Origin of the sequence: Bradyrhizobium sp. GCM10028915, assembly GCF_042666195.1 — a bacterium.
GTDB classification, from domain to species: Bacteria; Pseudomonadota; Alphaproteobacteria; order Rhizobiales; family Xanthobacteraceae; genus Bradyrhizobium; species Bradyrhizobium canariense_D.
Genome location: NZ_JBHTFN010000065.1, coordinates 330,061 through 343,965, shown reverse-complemented (window position 1 = coordinate 343,965; position 13,905 = coordinate 330,061). Strand labels below are relative to the sequence as shown.

General features: G+C 63.4%; 11 protein-coding genes and 1 pseudogene. 1 reads left to right on the top strand and 11 read right to left on the bottom strand.

The features are described from left to right. The gene (locus ACFQX9_RS31355; protein WP_377791469.1) at nt 1-1,041 is read right to left on the bottom strand and encodes a branched-chain amino acid ABC transporter permease; all 1,041 of its coding nucleotides are present in this window, start codon (nt 1,039-1,041) and stop codon (nt 1-3) included. A 175-nt stretch (nt 1,042-1,216) separates the two neighbouring features. On the opposite strand from ACFQX9_RS31355, the gene ACFQX9_RS31350 reads away from it, so the two are divergent. Beyond that, complete coding sequence (locus tag ACFQX9_RS31350; RefSeq protein WP_007605305.1) at nt 1,217-1,738, top strand: MarR family winged helix-turn-helix transcriptional regulator; 522 nt, start codon at nt 1,217-1,219, stop codon at nt 1,736-1,738. Between the two features lie 263 nt (nt 1,739-2,001). Here the strand turns inward: ACFQX9_RS31350 and ACFQX9_RS31345 are convergent. The 10 genes and pseudogenes from ACFQX9_RS31345 to ACFQX9_RS31300 all read right to left on the bottom strand — a co-directional run. Next, nucleotides 2,002-3,747, bottom strand: a pseudogene (locus ACFQX9_RS31345) (putative bifunctional diguanylate cyclase/phosphodiesterase); the annotation flags it as partial. 186 nt (nt 3,748-3,933) lie between these two features. Beyond that, complete coding sequence (locus ACFQX9_RS31340; protein ID WP_377791468.1) at nt 3,934-5,217, bottom strand: glycerate kinase; 1,284 nt, start codon at nt 5,215-5,217, stop codon at nt 3,934-3,936. A 193-nt stretch (nt 5,218-5,410) separates the two neighbouring features. Then, on the bottom strand, nt 5,411-6,640 hold the full coding sequence (locus ACFQX9_RS31335; RefSeq protein ID WP_377791467.1) for an ABC transporter substrate-binding protein: 1,230 nt from the start codon (nt 6,638-6,640) through the stop codon (nt 5,411-5,413). A 239-nt stretch (nt 6,641-6,879) separates the two neighbouring features. Continuing rightward, nucleotides 6,880-8,106 carry an ABC transporter substrate-binding protein gene (locus tag ACFQX9_RS31330; protein ID WP_085351709.1) on the bottom strand — a complete coding sequence of 409 codons (1,227 nt, stop codon included), beginning with the start codon at nt 8,104-8,106 and terminating at the stop codon, nt 6,880-6,882. 119 nt (nt 8,107-8,225) lie between these two features. Further along, on the bottom strand, nt 8,226-9,461 hold the full coding sequence (locus ACFQX9_RS31325; protein WP_026233592.1) for an ABC transporter substrate-binding protein: 1,236 nt from the start codon (nt 9,459-9,461) through the stop codon (nt 8,226-8,228). 31 nt (nt 9,462-9,492) lie between these two features. Continuing rightward, nucleotides 9,493-10,509: a branched-chain amino acid ABC transporter permease gene (locus ACFQX9_RS31320; RefSeq protein ID WP_026233593.1), complete on the bottom strand. Its 1,017-nt coding sequence runs from the start codon at nt 10,507-10,509 to the stop codon at nt 9,493-9,495. A 2-nt stretch (nt 10,510-10,511) separates the two neighbouring features. Beyond that, on the bottom strand, nt 10,512-11,390 hold the full coding sequence (locus ACFQX9_RS31315) for a branched-chain amino acid ABC transporter permease (protein ID WP_007599708.1): 879 nt from the start codon (nt 11,388-11,390) through the stop codon (nt 10,512-10,514). 12 nt (nt 11,391-11,402) lie between these two features. Continuing rightward, nucleotides 11,403-12,116: an ABC transporter ATP-binding protein gene (locus tag ACFQX9_RS31310; protein WP_007599709.1), complete on the bottom strand. Its 714-nt coding sequence runs from the start codon at nt 12,114-12,116 to the stop codon at nt 11,403-11,405. After that, nucleotides 12,113-12,910, bottom strand: a complete 798-nt coding sequence (locus ACFQX9_RS31305) for an ABC transporter ATP-binding protein (RefSeq protein ID WP_377791466.1) — start codon at nt 12,908-12,910, stop codon at nt 12,113-12,115. Before ACFQX9_RS31305 ends, ACFQX9_RS31310 begins: the two co-directional genes overlap by 4 nt. A 66-nt stretch (nt 12,911-12,976) precedes the next feature. Continuing rightward, nucleotides 12,977-13,843 carry an IclR family transcriptional regulator gene (locus ACFQX9_RS31300; RefSeq protein ID WP_018458483.1) on the bottom strand — a complete coding sequence of 289 codons (867 nt, stop codon included), beginning with the start codon at nt 13,841-13,843 and terminating at the stop codon, nt 12,977-12,979. Nucleotides 13,844-13,905: the final 62 nt, after the last annotated feature.

Genomic DNA, 13,905 nt, shown 5'->3' with positions numbered 1-13,905 from the left:
TCAGTCCTTCTCTTCCTCGACCGCAGGCGCCGCGAGCGAGCGCAGCAGCAGCACGGGAATCAAGAGCATGAAAACGATCACCTCCTTGTAGTTGGAGGCATAGAAGGACGAGAACGCCTCGACGATGCCGACGACCAGCGCCGCGACGGCGGTGAGGGGGTAGCTGACAAGCCCGCCGATGATCGCGGCGACAAAGCCCTTCAGGCCGATCAGGAAGCCCGAGTCGTAATACAGCGTCGTGATAGGCACGATCATGATGCCCGACAGTGCGCCGATGACGGACGCCAGCAGGAAGGCGATCTGCCCGGATAGCGTGGTGCGGATGCCGACGAGCCGGGCACCGAGCCGGTTCACAGCGGTCGCGCGCAGCGCCTTGCCGTAAAGTGTCAACCCAAAGAACAGCCACAGCCCGACGATGAAGGCGATGGTAATGCCATAGACCGTGATGCTCTGGCCGGTGAAGCGCAGCGCACCGCTGGTGAAGGAGCCGGACAGCACGGCAGGTCCGCGCTGGCCTTCGGCGCCGAAGAACAAAAGGCCCAAACCCTGAAGCGCGAGGTGAACGCCCACCGAGGCGATCAACAGCACCAGCACGGAGGTGTGCGCCAGCGGCTGGAATGCGATGCGGTAGAGAAACAGGCCGATCATCGCCACGATCACCAGCGACAGTGCGATGCAGACCGCAACCGGCGGCTTCTGAGCGGCGTAGTAGACGGTCAGCGCCAGCACGATGGCCGGCAGCACGATATTGGTGATGACGCTGCGCAGCACCAGGCGTCCGTGCAGCGCCTTGCGCGCGGCGAACAGGTCGAACACGAAGGCGCCAATGCCCAGGGCGAGCGCGAGTTTCGCCGTACCCGGCATCTGGCCCGCGGCCAGCGAGGCATAGGTCAGCGCGCCATAGGTGACGAATTCGCCTTGGGGAATGAGGATGACGCGGGTGACGGCGAACACCAGCACCAGCGCCAGGCCGAGCAGCGCATAGATCGCGCCATTGGTGATGCCGTCCTGCAGCAGGAACAGCATGATGGTGGTATTCAAGACCGGACGCTCCCCTCAAAGATTCAGGACCGGTCCCCTGATTGTGGTGGACGGTCCGCTCACAGCCATTGAACAGCGCTGACGATATTTGATATGGTCCATAACAATTATCAAATATAACATCAAGAGTGGCGAACGATCCTCCCGAACTTAACGGGATTGCGAGCATGAGGCGATGACCGTTTCCAAAACCGCTGAAAAGTCCTCTGAAAAACCCGCCGAGACCGCCAAGGGCCGCAAGGACGCGGCCGACGGGCCCGGCGAAGCCCTCCAGCTCGGCGAGCTCTCGGAGCAGCTCGGCTATGTCCTGAAGCGGGCACAGCTCAAGGTGTTCGAGAACTTCCTGCGCTGCATGGCCTCGCTCCAGCTCACGCCGGCGCAGTTCTCCGTGCTGCTGCTGGTCGAGAAAAACCCCGGCCGTAACCAGACCGAGATCGCCTCCACCCTCGGCATCCTGCGCCCGAATTTCGTGGCGATGCTCGACAATCTCGAGAGCCGCGACCTTTGCGCGCGGATCCGCTCCACCAACGACCGCCGCTCGCACATCTTGGTGCTGACCGACAAGGGCAAGGCCGTGCTGGCCCGCGCCAAGAAGCTCGTCGCCACCAAGCACGAGGCCCGGCTGAACGAGCTGCTCGGGCCGTCCAACCGCGAAGCCCTGCTCGGGATGCTCTCGAAGATCGCCAACGAGTTTTGACGGTTGATTGCCCGGCGACCGGGCATCAAACCCGGAAGCGCGGGCGGGCTGGCGGCGGTTATGCCGCAGAGCGAACCGGTCGGGCATGGCAGGTGTTTTCGCGGACAGGAAATGGCGCTCGATTTCCTCGGCGGGCAACGGAGGGCTGAACAAATAGCCCTGCATTTCCGTGCAGCCCTCCGCTGCGATCCGGTCCCGTTGCTCCTGCTCTCCACCCCCTCCGCCGTCGTCGTCATGCCCATCCCGCGCGCCAGTGCCGCCACCGCCCGCACGATGCTGAGGGATGCCGCATTGTTTTCCACGCCGCTGACGAAAGACCGGTCGATCTTGATCTTGTCGAAGGGGAAGCATTGCAGATAGGTCAGTGACGAATAGCCGGTGACGAAATCGTCCATGGCGACCTTGATGCCCAGCGCCCGGAGCTGGTGCAGCGTCGTCAGCGTTCCGTTCCTGTCCTGCAGAAACACGCTTTCCGTGATCTCGATCTCCAGCCGCCGCGGATCGAGGCCGGAGGCCGCCAGCGCGCCGACGATCACCTCCGTCAGGCCCGGCTGGCGGAATTGCACCGCCGAGATGTTGACGGCGACGTGCAGATGGTCCGGCCATCGGCTTGCAGTGGCACAGGCCTGCCGGATCACCCATTCGCCGATCGGCACGATCAGGCCGATCTCTTCCGCAAGCGGGATAAAGCTGTTGGGCGCGACCAGTCCGCGCCGGGGATGTCGCCAGCGGATCAAGGCTTCGAAGCCGCTGATCTCGCCGCCGTCGGTCTTCACGACCGGCTGGTAGTGCAGTTCGAACTGGCCGGCGGCAAGGCCGTTGCGCAGGTCCTGCTCCAGCGCGCGACGGCTTTGCGCCTCTTCGCCCATGGCCGGTTCGAAGAAGCAGTGCATGCCGCGGCCGTCGCTTTTCGCGCGATACAGGGCCAGATCGGCATTGTGCAGGAGTTGCTCGGGCGTCGAGCCGTCGCCAGGCGCAATCGCGATCCCGATGCTCGCGCCCGCAATGGTCTGGTGTCCGTCGAGCCCGAACGGAGCACTCAGCGTCCTGACAACGTCGCGCGCCAGCAGGTCCGCCTCGCTCGAATCGGAAATCGGCGTCTGGAGGATCACGAATTCATCGCCACCCATGCGCGCGACCGTATCGCTGTCGCGCGCGAACTGCTTGAGGCGGCGGTTGACATCCTGCAGCAGGATGTCGCCGGCCTGGTGGCCCAGGGTGTCGTTGACGGCCTTGAACTTGTCGAGATCGACGTGGTGGATCGCGAACATCCCGCCCTGTTCGAGCGCCTGCTTGAGGCGCTGGCCGAGCAGGGCGCGATTGGCGAGGTCCGTCAGCGCGTCGTGGTGCGCCATATGCGCGATCTGCAATTCCGCTTTGCGCTGCTCGGTGATGTCTTCGTGGGTCGCGACCCACCTGAGATCGGGCATCGGTCGGTGCCTGATCTTGAAGGTTCGCCCGTTCTGCATCTCGACGATGCTGTCCATGGCCTCGGCTGACATGGCGACATCGGTCCGCCATTTGGCGTATTCCTCCCGCGTCATCGCCGGCACGCTGCCGACCTCGTAGCGTAGGTCGAGGATCTCCTGGAGCGGCGTGCCCGGACGAACGCGGTCGGGCGGCAGGCCGTACATCTCGATAAAGTGCGTGTTGCAGACCACCAGCCGATGGTCGGCGCTGAAGAAGCAGAGTCCGTGCGACATGTTGTTGATCGCGATGTCGAACTGGAAGTTGCGCTCCTGCAACCGCCGACTGAGCTCTTCGCGCTCTGTAATGTCCTCGTGCGTCGCCATGCCGCCGCCGTCGGGCAGGGGATGAATGGTGTAGGCGATGATTCGTCCGTCGGCGAATTGCTGGACCGTCTGCTCACTGACGACCGAACCCTCGGTGCGGGCACGGACATAGGCGCCGGCTTCTCCGCCGATGCTCAGGCCCAGTTTGAGCCGATGCTCGATCAGGTCCTTGATCGGCGTGCCCGGGTGCACCTGGTCGGGCGAGAGCGCGTACATCTCGCGGTAGATCAGCCCGACAATTCGCCCAATTTCGGGACATGTTCCTGAAACTGCGGCGAACGCGAGGTTAAGGGCGGCGATGCCGCGCCCTGGAAAAGAGGACACCGACGAGAATTCAGAGATCGTTAACCATGTCGTCCCGCCGAACGCGCGCGGCGCCGGCGGGATGGCGATGCCGCCGTGTCAGTCGACGAGGATTACCCTGATGTCGTTCACATTGGTCAGCGTAGGCCCCGGCAGCAACAGATCGCCCGTCGCCTCGAAGAACGTGGTCGCGTCGTTGTTGTCGAGATAGGCCTGCGGCTGCAGCCCCTGCGCCGCCATCTTCGCGAACGTCGCCGCGTCGATCAGCGCGCCGGCGGGATCAGTGGGATTGCCGGCACCGCCATCGGCGCCGTCGGTGTCGCCGGCGAGCGCGGAGATGTCAGGCGTGTCCTTCAAGAGGCCGGCGAGCGCCAGCGCATATTCCTGGTTCGGCCCGCCGCGGCCATTGCCGCGCACGGTGACCGTGAGCTCGCCGCCGGAGAGGATCGCGACCCGCTTGCCCTGCGCGCGGGCCTGAAGCGCCAGCCTGGCGTGATCGGCGGCAACGTCGCGGGCCTCCCCTTCGAGGTCGGCGCCGAGATCGATCGTCTCGTAACCGGCCTCATGCGCGAGTTTGACCGCAGCGTCGAGCGATTGCTTCGGACGTGCGATCAATTCGAAATGCGCGCGCGCGAAGGCGGCATCACCGGGCTTGCAGCTCTCGTTGGCGGGGTCGTCCAGCGCGCGGCGGACGGCATCGTCGATGTCGAGCTTGTACCTGGCGACGATGGCGCGCGCATCATTGAGCGTGGTCGGATCGGGCACGGTCGGACCGGAGGCGATTGCGGAGGGATCGTCATGCGGCACGTCGGAAATCGCAAGCGTCACGATCTCGGCGGCATTTTTGCCGGCGCGCGCCAGCCGCCCGCCCTTGATCCGCGACAGATGCTTGCGCACGACATTCATCTCGCCGATCGGCGCGCCGGAGCGGAGCAGCGCCTTGTTGACCGCCTGCTTCTGCCCGAAGCTGATGCCGTTGACGGGCGCGATCCAGTTCGCCGAGCCGCCGCCGGTGAGCAGCACCAAGAGCAGATCGTCCGGCCCGGCCTCGGCCGCGAGCGCCAGCGTGTCGGCCGCGCCCTTCAGGCCGGCTTCGTCGGGCACGGGATGACCGGCCTCGACCACGCGGATGCGGCGCGTCGGCACGCCGTAGCCGTGACGCGTGGTGGCGATGCCGACGAGGCGTTCCGGTGCGAGCCCGAGCGTGTCGAGATAATGCCGCTCGGCGGCGGCGGCCATCGCGGCCGCGCCCTTGCCGGCGGCGAGACAGATCACGCGTCCCTTTGGCGCGGGCCGCAGGTGCGGCGCCAGAATTGTGCTCGGATGAGCGGCGGCAACGGCGGCGTCGTAGAGCGCGCGGAGCAGGGGGCGTCGGTCGGTCATGACGAAGGGCCTTGAGCGAACAGGAAAGACTGGCGGCGAACGCGCCGCTCACCTGCCTACCGCATCATGCGCCAAAGCGTAAGCCGGCTTTGCCATCATTCGATTGTGCAATCGCGTGATCATAATCGCCGCGCAAGCAAAAACCCCCTGCGATGGTTCGCAGGGGGTTTCCGTCGTCGCGTCCTTGATGGGGCTAACCGCCGACGTCGGCGCTGATCACGTCTCCGAACAGCTCAAACTTCTCGCCTTTGAACTTCTCGAGTTGAAGCTGGCTGATCGGCGCGAAATCGGTCGGCGAGGTGTTGATCTTCACGCCCGGCAGCAGGGCCTCGGTGCGGAAGTCCTTCAGATTCGCCGCTTGCTTCATGACGTTCTCGCGCGTGAGATCGTCACCGCACTGCTTCAAGACCTGAACCAGGGTCTGGGCCACGGCATAGCCGACGATCGTGCCCTTATCGAGCTTGTCGCCCTCGGGGAAGTATTTGGTCATGAAGGCGAGAAAGTCCTTCATGCCGGCATCATTGGCCCACTGCGGATCCGATACGTCCTTCAGATAATCGGCCGAGATGATGTCCTGGCCGTTCTCGAAGCCGGCAGGCTTCATCACGCTGCCGACGGAGGCAGAGACGTTGTTGAGGAAGTGCAGCGGCTTCCAGCCGATCTCGGCGTTCTTCTTGATCGCCTGGGCTGCGAATTTCGGCGTCGTGATGTTCATGAAGACGTCGGCGCCGGTCGACTTCAGCTTGACGATGTGGTTGTCGATGGTCGGTTCGGAGGTCTCGTAGCTCTCCTCCACGACGATCATCGACGCGGCTTTGGCGCCGAGGCCGTCCTTCAGGCCCTTGAGATAATCCTTGCCGTAATCATCGTTCTGGAACAGCACGGCGATCTTGGCGTCGGGCTTGTTCTTCAGCAGCCACTTCGCGTAGATCTGCGTCTCGCTCTGGTAGTTGGGCTGCCACCCCATGGTCCAGGGGAAGTTCTGCGGATCGTTCCACTTGGTGGCGCCGGTGGCGACGAAGAGCTGCGGCAGCTTCTTCGAGTTCATGTATTTGTGGATCGCCGAGTTCGGCGGCGTGCCGAGCGAGTTGAAGATGAACAGCACCTCGTCGCTCTCGACCAGCTTGCGCGCCTGCTCCACCGTTTTCGGCGGCGAGTAGGCGTCGTCGTAGCTGATGAAGTTGATCTTGCGACCGTTGATGCCGCCTTCGTCGTTGATCTTCTTGAAATAGGCGGCTTCGGTCCGTCCGATGATGCCGTAGGCGGAGGCCGGTCCGCTGTAAGGCATGATGTTGCCGACCTTGATCTCGGTATCGGTCGCGCCGGTGTCGTATTTCTTCTGGGCCGATGCAGTGGAGGCCGAGGCCGCAATGAGCGCGAGCGCCAGTGACGCGGCCGCAAGTTTGCCGGTGACAGCGGGCATTCCTATCTCCCTATTTTCTTGGTGTGTGTGCGTCCCTTTTCTTGTGTTGCCTGTTTTTGGTGACGCAGCCGCAATTCAATACGATTTACCTGATGCCTACAACAGAAAGCCCCTGCGGCGGGGTCGCGGAGGCTGCTTCTTTAGTAGTCAGGGGCGGCCGCGCGCTCGTGTGCGACTGCGAGAAGAGACATCCGCTTGAGTTGATGAACCGATCAGGAGCGAGTTTGAGTTGCGCGGCTTCAGTGGTCGAGCTCGCTCGAGATCACGTCCCCGAACAGCTCCCACTTCTTGCCCTTGAAGCGCATCATCTGGAGCTGCTCGATCGGGGCGAAATCGTCGGCTGCGGTGTTGATCTTGATGCCTGGCAACAGCGTGTCGGGCTGGAAATCCTTCAAGGAGGCGGCCTGCTTCATGACGTTGTCGCGGGTGAGGTCGTCGCCGCACATTTGCAGCACCTTCACCATGGTCTGCGCGGCGGCATAGCCGAACACCACGCCGGCATCGAGCTTGTTGGCCTTGGGATCGTATTTGGCGAGGAAGTTGTAGAATTTCTTCATGCCGTCATCGGCATTCCATTGCGGGTCGGAGGCGTCCTTGGTGTAGCTCGCCGACAGGATCCCTTGCGAGATCTCGAGCCCCGCCGGCTCGAGTACGCCGCCGACCGAGGCCGAGACGTTGGAGATGATGTGGACCGGATGCCAGCTGATCTCGGCCGCCTTCTTGATCGCCTGCGCTGCAAATTTCGGTGTGGTGATGCTGACGAAGATGTCGGCGCCCGAGGCCTTCAATTTCACAACGTGCTCGTCGATTGCCGGCTCCGACGTGTCGTAACCATCTTCCAGCACGATCATCGAGGCCTTGGGTCCAAGGCCTTCTTTCAGCCCTTTCAGGTAGTCCTTGCCGAAATCGTCGTTCTGATAGAGCACGCCGATCTTGCCGTCCGGCTTCTCCTTCATGATGTACTTGGCGTAGATGCGCGCCTCGCTGGCGTAGCTCGGCTGCCAGCCCATGGTCCAGGCATATTGCTTCGGATCGTTCCACTTCGAGGCGCCGCTCGCCACGAACAATTGCGGCACCTTCTTCTCGTTCATGTATTTGCGGATGGCACCGTTGGTGGAGGTGCCGAGCGAGCCGAAGATCAGCAGCACCCCGTCGCTCTCGACCAGCTTGCGGGCCTGCTCCACCGTCTTCGGCGGCGAATAGCCGTCGTCGTAGGAGATGAATTTGATCTTGCGGCCGCCGATGCCGCCCTCGGCATTGATCTTGTTGAAATAGGCTTCCTCGGCCTTGCCGATCGCCGCATAGGCGGAGGCCGGGCCGCTATAGGGCATGATGTTGCCGATCTTGATCTCGGTATCGGAAGCGCCGCTGTCGTATTTCTTCTGCGCCAAGACCGGGCCGCTCATCGCAGTGCACAACGCGAATGCGGCCAGAACGCCCGCAACCTGAAATCGAACGGCAGTCATCTTTCTCCACCCGGAACGGATCGCCGCCGCATTGAACAAGATTGATGCGGGACGTCAACAAAAAGCCCCCGCGATCGTTCGCGGGGGCTTCTCGATGTGTCGACTATAGCGTCAGAGCGTCACTCCGTGGCGATGTCGCCGCTGATGATCTCGCCGAAGAGTTCCCACTTCTCGCCCTTGAAACGCTGCATCTGGAGCTGGGCGATCGGGGCGAAGTCGGTTGGGCTGGTGTTGATCTTGACGCCGGGCAGCAGGGTGTCCGGTGCGAAATCCTTCAACGAGGCCGCCTGCTTCATGATGTTGGCCCGGGTCAGATCGTCGCCGCACATCTCCAGGACCTTGGCCAGCGTCGACGCCGCGCCGTAGCCGTAGACCATGCTGGTGTCGGACTTGTCGGCACCCGGCATGTACTTGTCGACGAACTCGTTCCACTTCTTCATGCCGGGGTCGTTGGCCCACTGCGGGTCCGTGGAGTCCTTGGCATAGGCCGCCGACAGCACGCCCTGCGAGGCCTCGAAGCCGGCCGGCTTCATCACGCTGCCGACCGAGATCGACACGTTGGTGAGGATCTGCAGCGGCTTCCAGCTCAGCTCGGCGGTCTTCTTGATGGTCTGGGCCGCGAACTTCGGCGTCGCGTAGATCAGCAGGACGTCGGGATTGGCCGCCTTGATCTTGACGATGTGACCGTCGATCGAGGGTTCGGACACCTCGTAGCTTTCTTCCATGATGATCATGGACGCGCCCTTGGCGCCCAGGCCGTCCTTGGTGCCCTTGAGGTAGTCTTTGCCGAAATCGTCGTTCTGATAGAGGATCGCGATCTTGGCGTCCGGCTTTTCCTTCAACAGCCATTTCGCGTAGATCTGCGCTTCGCTCTGGTAGGACGGCTGCCAGCCCATGGTCCAGGGGAAGTTCTTCGGGTCATTCCACTTGGTGGCGCCGGTGGCGACGAACAGCTGCGGGATCTTCTTGGCGTTGAGGTATTTCTGGATCGCGCTGTTCGAGGGCGTGCCGAGCGGGTTGAACACGACGATCACCTCGTCGCTCTCGACCAGCTTGCGGACCTGCTCGACGGCCTTCGGCGGCGAATAGCCGTCGTCATAGGTGACGAAGTTGATCTTGCGGCCGTTGATGCCGCCCTTGTCGTTGATCATCTTGAAGTAGGCTTCTTCGGTCTTGCCGATGATGCCATAGGCCGAGGCCGGACCGCTATACGGCATGATGTTGCCGATCTTGATCTCGGTATCGGACGCGCCGGTGTCATATTTTTTCTGGGCGAATGCGGCGCCGGAGGTGAGAGTGATGACCGCCGTTGCCGTCACCAGCGCAGCGGTTCGCAGTGTTCTTTCAAAAAACAATTCGGGTCTCCTTAGCTTAATCAACGGGTTGTCAGTTCTTTCTGAGCCGGCCGACGAGTTGCTGGCCCATGATCGCAATCTGCCTCGCGCCGTGCGGCACGAGGTAGATGACGGCGAACAGGAGTACGCCGAACACCGCGCCGGAGAGGCCCTTGGAGATGCCCTCCGCCATGTTCGGCACGAAAATGATGAAGGCGGCGCCGACGAACGAGCCGGGCAGCCAGCCGACGCCACCGACGACCATGCCGAGGAACAGCGAGATCGCCAGCGTGATCGTGTAGCTGTCGGGCGCGACGAACTGCACGGCGATGGCGCCAAGCGAGCCGGCAACGCCGGTGATGCCGGCGGACACGCCGAAGGCCAGCGTCTTGTACAGTGCGACGTTGACGCCCATCGAGGAGGCCGCGATCTCGTTGTCGCGGATCGCCATGAAGGCGCGGCCCGACCGGGAGCGCAGCAGGTTGACCGAGAAGATGTAGATCGCGAGCACGACGGCGAGCGAGAAGTAGTAGAGCCAGGTGTCCTGCGACATAGGCAGCCCGAACGGCGCGTCGGGCTTGGTGACGACGAGGCCCTGCACGCCGCCGGTCCAGTGCTCGAGGAAGTTCAGCTTCAGCAGCTGCGGCATCGCGGTGGCAAGCGCAAAGGTCGCGAGCGCGAGATAGACGCCCGACAGCCGCAGCGCCGGCTTGCCGAACAGGTAGCCGAATGCGAAGCAGACCGCGGCGGAAATCGGAATTGTCAGCGCATAGTTGACGTTGAAGTACTCCATCAGCACCGCCGACGTATAAGCGCCCACGGCGTAGAAGGCGCTCTGGCCGAGCGAGAACTGGCCGGAGCCGCCCGTCAGGATGTTCAAGGCCAGCACCGCGAGCCCGTAGATCAGGAGCATCGTCATCTGGAAGATGATGAAGTTCTTGACGAACACCGGCACGATCAACAGCACCGCCAGCACCAACAGAGAGGTGCCCGTGCCCAGCGTCATCGCCCGCTTCGGAACCGCCTCGACGGCCGGGGCTTCCGTGACGACGTCTTCTGCAGCGCTCATGATCAAACTCGCTTGACGATTTGCCGGCCGAACAGGCCAGCGGGTTTGACGACCAGGACGGAAATGATCAGCGCGAGCGCGATCGGAAGCTTCAGCTCGTTGCCGACGCCGGGAATGTAGGTGCCGGCGAGGTTCTCGAAGACGCCGACCAGGAAGCCGCCGACCACGGCGCCGAACGGGCTGGTCAGTCCGCCGAGCACCGCCGCGGCGAAGCCGTAGATCAGCACGCCGCCCATCATATTGGGCTCGAGGAACACGACCGGTGCGATCAGCATGCCGGCGATCGCACCGATCGCGGACGCCATGCCCCAGCCGAGCGCGATCATCCAGCTCGTGTTGATGCCGACCAGTCGGGCCGATTCAGGCACGGAGGCGGCCGCGCGCATGGCGAGGCCGATCTTGGTGTACTGGAAGAAGAAGTAGAGGCCGAGCAGCAGCAGCACGGTGACGCCGATCATGCCGGCCTGGTGGGTCGAGATCAGCTGGCTGCCGAGGAAGGGCGAGGAGCCGAACGGGGTCGGATACTGCTTAATGGTGAAGTCCCAGATCAGGCCGGCCGAGGAGTTGATGATCGCGAACAGCGCGATAAAGCCGGCGACGTTGGTCAGCACCGGCGCCTTGGCGAGCGGCTTGAACAGGATGCGCTCGATCGCGATGCCGCCGACAAAGGACAATGCCAGCGTGATCACGAAGGCAGCCCAATATGGGATGCCCCATTGCATCAGCTGCCAGGAGATGAAGGTCGAGAACATCGCCATCTCACCCTGGGCGAAGTTGAGATGGTCGATCGCCTGATAGATCATGACCACGGCGAGCGCCATGCAGGCGTAGATCGCGCCCGTGGCGATGCCGGCCAGCACTTGGTTGGTGAACAGCTCCATCGTGCCGGCTCCTCAGTAACCCAGGTAGGATTTGCGGATTTCTTCGTTGTTCGCGATGTCCTTGGCGTTGCCCGACATCACGATGCGCCCGGTCTCGATCACATAGGCCTGGTCGGCGAGCTCCAGCGCGAGCTGGGCGTTCTGCTCGACCACCAGGATCGACACCTTGTCCTCGCGGTTGATCTTGCCGAGGATGCCGAACAGGTCGCGCACCACCAGCGGCGCCAGGCCGAACGAAGGCTCGTCCAGCAGCATCAGCCGCGGCCGCAGCATAAGGGCGCGGGCGACCGCCAGCATCTGCTGCTCGCCGCCCGAGAGCGTGCCGGCCTGCTGCGTGTGCCGCTGCTTCAGCACCGGGAAATGCGCATACATGCGCTCGATGTCGGAGACGATGCCGGCGCTGTCCTTGCGGGTGATCGCGCCGAGCTGGAGGTTTTCCTCCACCGTCATGGTGGTGAAGGTGCCGCGGCCCTGCGGCACATGGGCGATGCCGAACCGCACGATGCTCTCGGTGGAGCGGTTGTTCAGCGGCTTGCCGTCGAACTCGATGCCGCCGGTTGAGCGCACCATGTTGCAGATCGCGCGCAGCGTGGTGGTCTTGCCGGCGCCGTTGGCCCCCAGCAACGTGGTCAGCGATCCCTCGCTGAGCGAGAAGGACAGACCGTGGAGGGCCTGGACCTGGCCGTAATAAGCGCGCAGGTCCTTGACGTTGAGCAGCGTCGTCATTGGTCCTTGCTCCCGAGATAGGCCTTGATGACGTCGGGATCCGCCTGCACCTGGGCGGGCGTGCCTTCCGCGAGCTTCTTGCCGAAATTCAGCGCGACGACGTGGTCGGCGATCGACATCACGAGGCCCATGTGATGCTCGACCAGCAGCACGGTCATGTGGCGTTCGTCGCGGATGCGGCGGATGAGGTCGCCGAGCACGTGGACTTCCTCGTGGTTGAGGCCGCCGGCGGGCTCGTCGAGCAGCAGGATCTTCGGATCGGCAGCGAGCGCGCGCGCCAGCTCGACGCGCTTCTGCGTGCCGAACGGCAGGCCCGACACGACGGTGTGGGCGACGTCCTCGAGGTCGAGATAGGCGAGGATCTCGTGCACCTTCTTGTTGACGTCGCTCTCGCTGCGGCGAACCCAGGCCAGCCGCAGCGAGTCGCTGATGATGTCGCTGGAGGTGCGGGCATGGGTGCCGACGCGGACATTGTCCACCACCGACAAATTCGGAAACAGCGCCACGTTCTGGAAGGTGCGGCCGATGCCGATCTCCGCGATCCGGTGCGGCGGGCGCGTCAGGATGCTCGCGCCCTCCATCAGGATGTCGCCGGACGACGGCTGGTAGAGCCGCGAGAGGCAGTTGAAGAGCGTGGTCTTGCCGGCGCCGTTGGGGCCGATCAAGCCGAGGATCTGGCCCTTGTGCATGTCAAAGGACACGCCATTGAGCGCGACGATGCCGCCGAACACGACGCTGACGTCGCGAACCGCGAGCAGGGGCGATGTCCCCTGCGCGAGCTGTGCCTGCGTCATCTCGTCTCGCCCACTGTGTTCAGTGAGCGAAGGGGCGATGTGAACCGCTCCCGATGATGACAAAGGCTATCTGATCCCCTCGGCCACACGCGCAACTTTCCCTCCTGATTTCAGCTTTTTGCTGACGTCTTTTTTGGAATGCGGCATCAGACCCCCGAGTGCCGCTTCGATGTTCCTTACCATCGCAAGCAGACGCGGTCCAATGTCGTTGATCAAACGCTCTTCCGTGAAGCGGAATGCGGGCGCGCCGCAATTGAATGCGTAAGGACCGGTTCCGTCGTTGAGTCTGAGCGCGACGCCGGCGGCGCCGATGTCGTCGTGCCAGTCGCCGACCGAAATCGCAAATCCATATTTCGCGACCGTCTCGCCGGAGCGTTCCAACCCGTCGCGCATCTTGGGCCAGCGGCTGCCGTAATGTTCGCGCAAGACACGAGACAGTTCAGCGCGATTGTCTTCGTCGAGTGCCCAGAAATAGGCGCGGCCCATCGCGCTGGTTGCAATCGGCACGCGGGAGCCGACGTCCAGTTGAACGCCAACCGTCTCGCTGCCACGGCTCTGCCCGAAATAGATCATGCTGTGCCGGTCGCGGCCGCCGATGGCGACGGCGCCGCCGGTCGCACGCATCATTTCCTCGCGAAACGGCTCGGACAAATGCCGAACGCCGAGATTGGACAACGCGGCGTAGCCGAGCGCCATCGCGGCCGGCGCAAGCTGATATTTCTCGAAGCGGGGAACCGGCGTCAGATAGCCGAGCTTGGTCAAGGTATAGGTCAGCCGCGAAACGGTCGGTTTGGGCAAATTGGTGCGGGCCGCGATTTCCTGATTGCCAAGAAGTCCGTCGCTGGGCTGGAATGCGCGCAATACGTCAAGTCCGCGGGAAAGCGCGACGACGAAATTCCGATCGGTCGCTGTCTTCTTTCCTGTACGCTTCATCCCTGATCTGCTTCTTGCGCGGAGTCGTTGACAAGCCACGTGCTTCAAAATAACCCTGCCGT

Bases quoted from the DNA above. Each gene is read 5' to 3' on its own strand.
- ACFQX9_RS31330 (WP_085351709.1), bottom strand. From the start codon at position 8,106: ATGACTGCCGTTCGATTTCAGGTTGCGGGCGTTCTGGCCGCATTCGCG.
- ACFQX9_RS31350 (WP_007605305.1), top strand. From the start codon at position 1,217: ATGACCGTTTCCAAAACCGCTGAAAAGTCCTCTGAAAAACCCGCCGAG.
- ACFQX9_RS31335 (WP_377791467.1), bottom strand. From the start codon at position 6,640: ATGCCCGCTGTCACCGGCAAACTTGCGGCCGCGTCACTGGCGCTCGCG.
- ACFQX9_RS31300 (WP_018458483.1), bottom strand. From the start codon at position 13,843: ATGAAGCGTACAGGAAAGAAGACAGCGACCGATCGGAATTTCGTCGTC.
- ACFQX9_RS31310 (WP_007599709.1), bottom strand. From the start codon at position 12,116: ATGACGACGCTGCTCAACGTCAAGGACCTGCGCGCTTATTACGGCCAG.
- ACFQX9_RS31320 (WP_026233593.1), bottom strand. From the start codon at position 10,509: ATGAGCGCTGCAGAAGACGTCGTCACGGAAGCCCCGGCCGTCGAGGCG.
- ACFQX9_RS31315 (WP_007599708.1), bottom strand. From the start codon at position 11,390: ATGGAGCTGTTCACCAACCAAGTGCTGGCCGGCATCGCCACGGGCGCG.
- ACFQX9_RS31305 (WP_377791466.1), bottom strand. From the start codon at position 12,910: ATGACGCAGGCACAGCTCGCGCAGGGGACATCGCCCCTGCTCGCGGTT.
- ACFQX9_RS31340 (WP_377791468.1), bottom strand. From the start codon at position 5,217: ATGACCGACCGACGCCCCCTGCTCCGCGCGCTCTACGACGCCGCCGTT.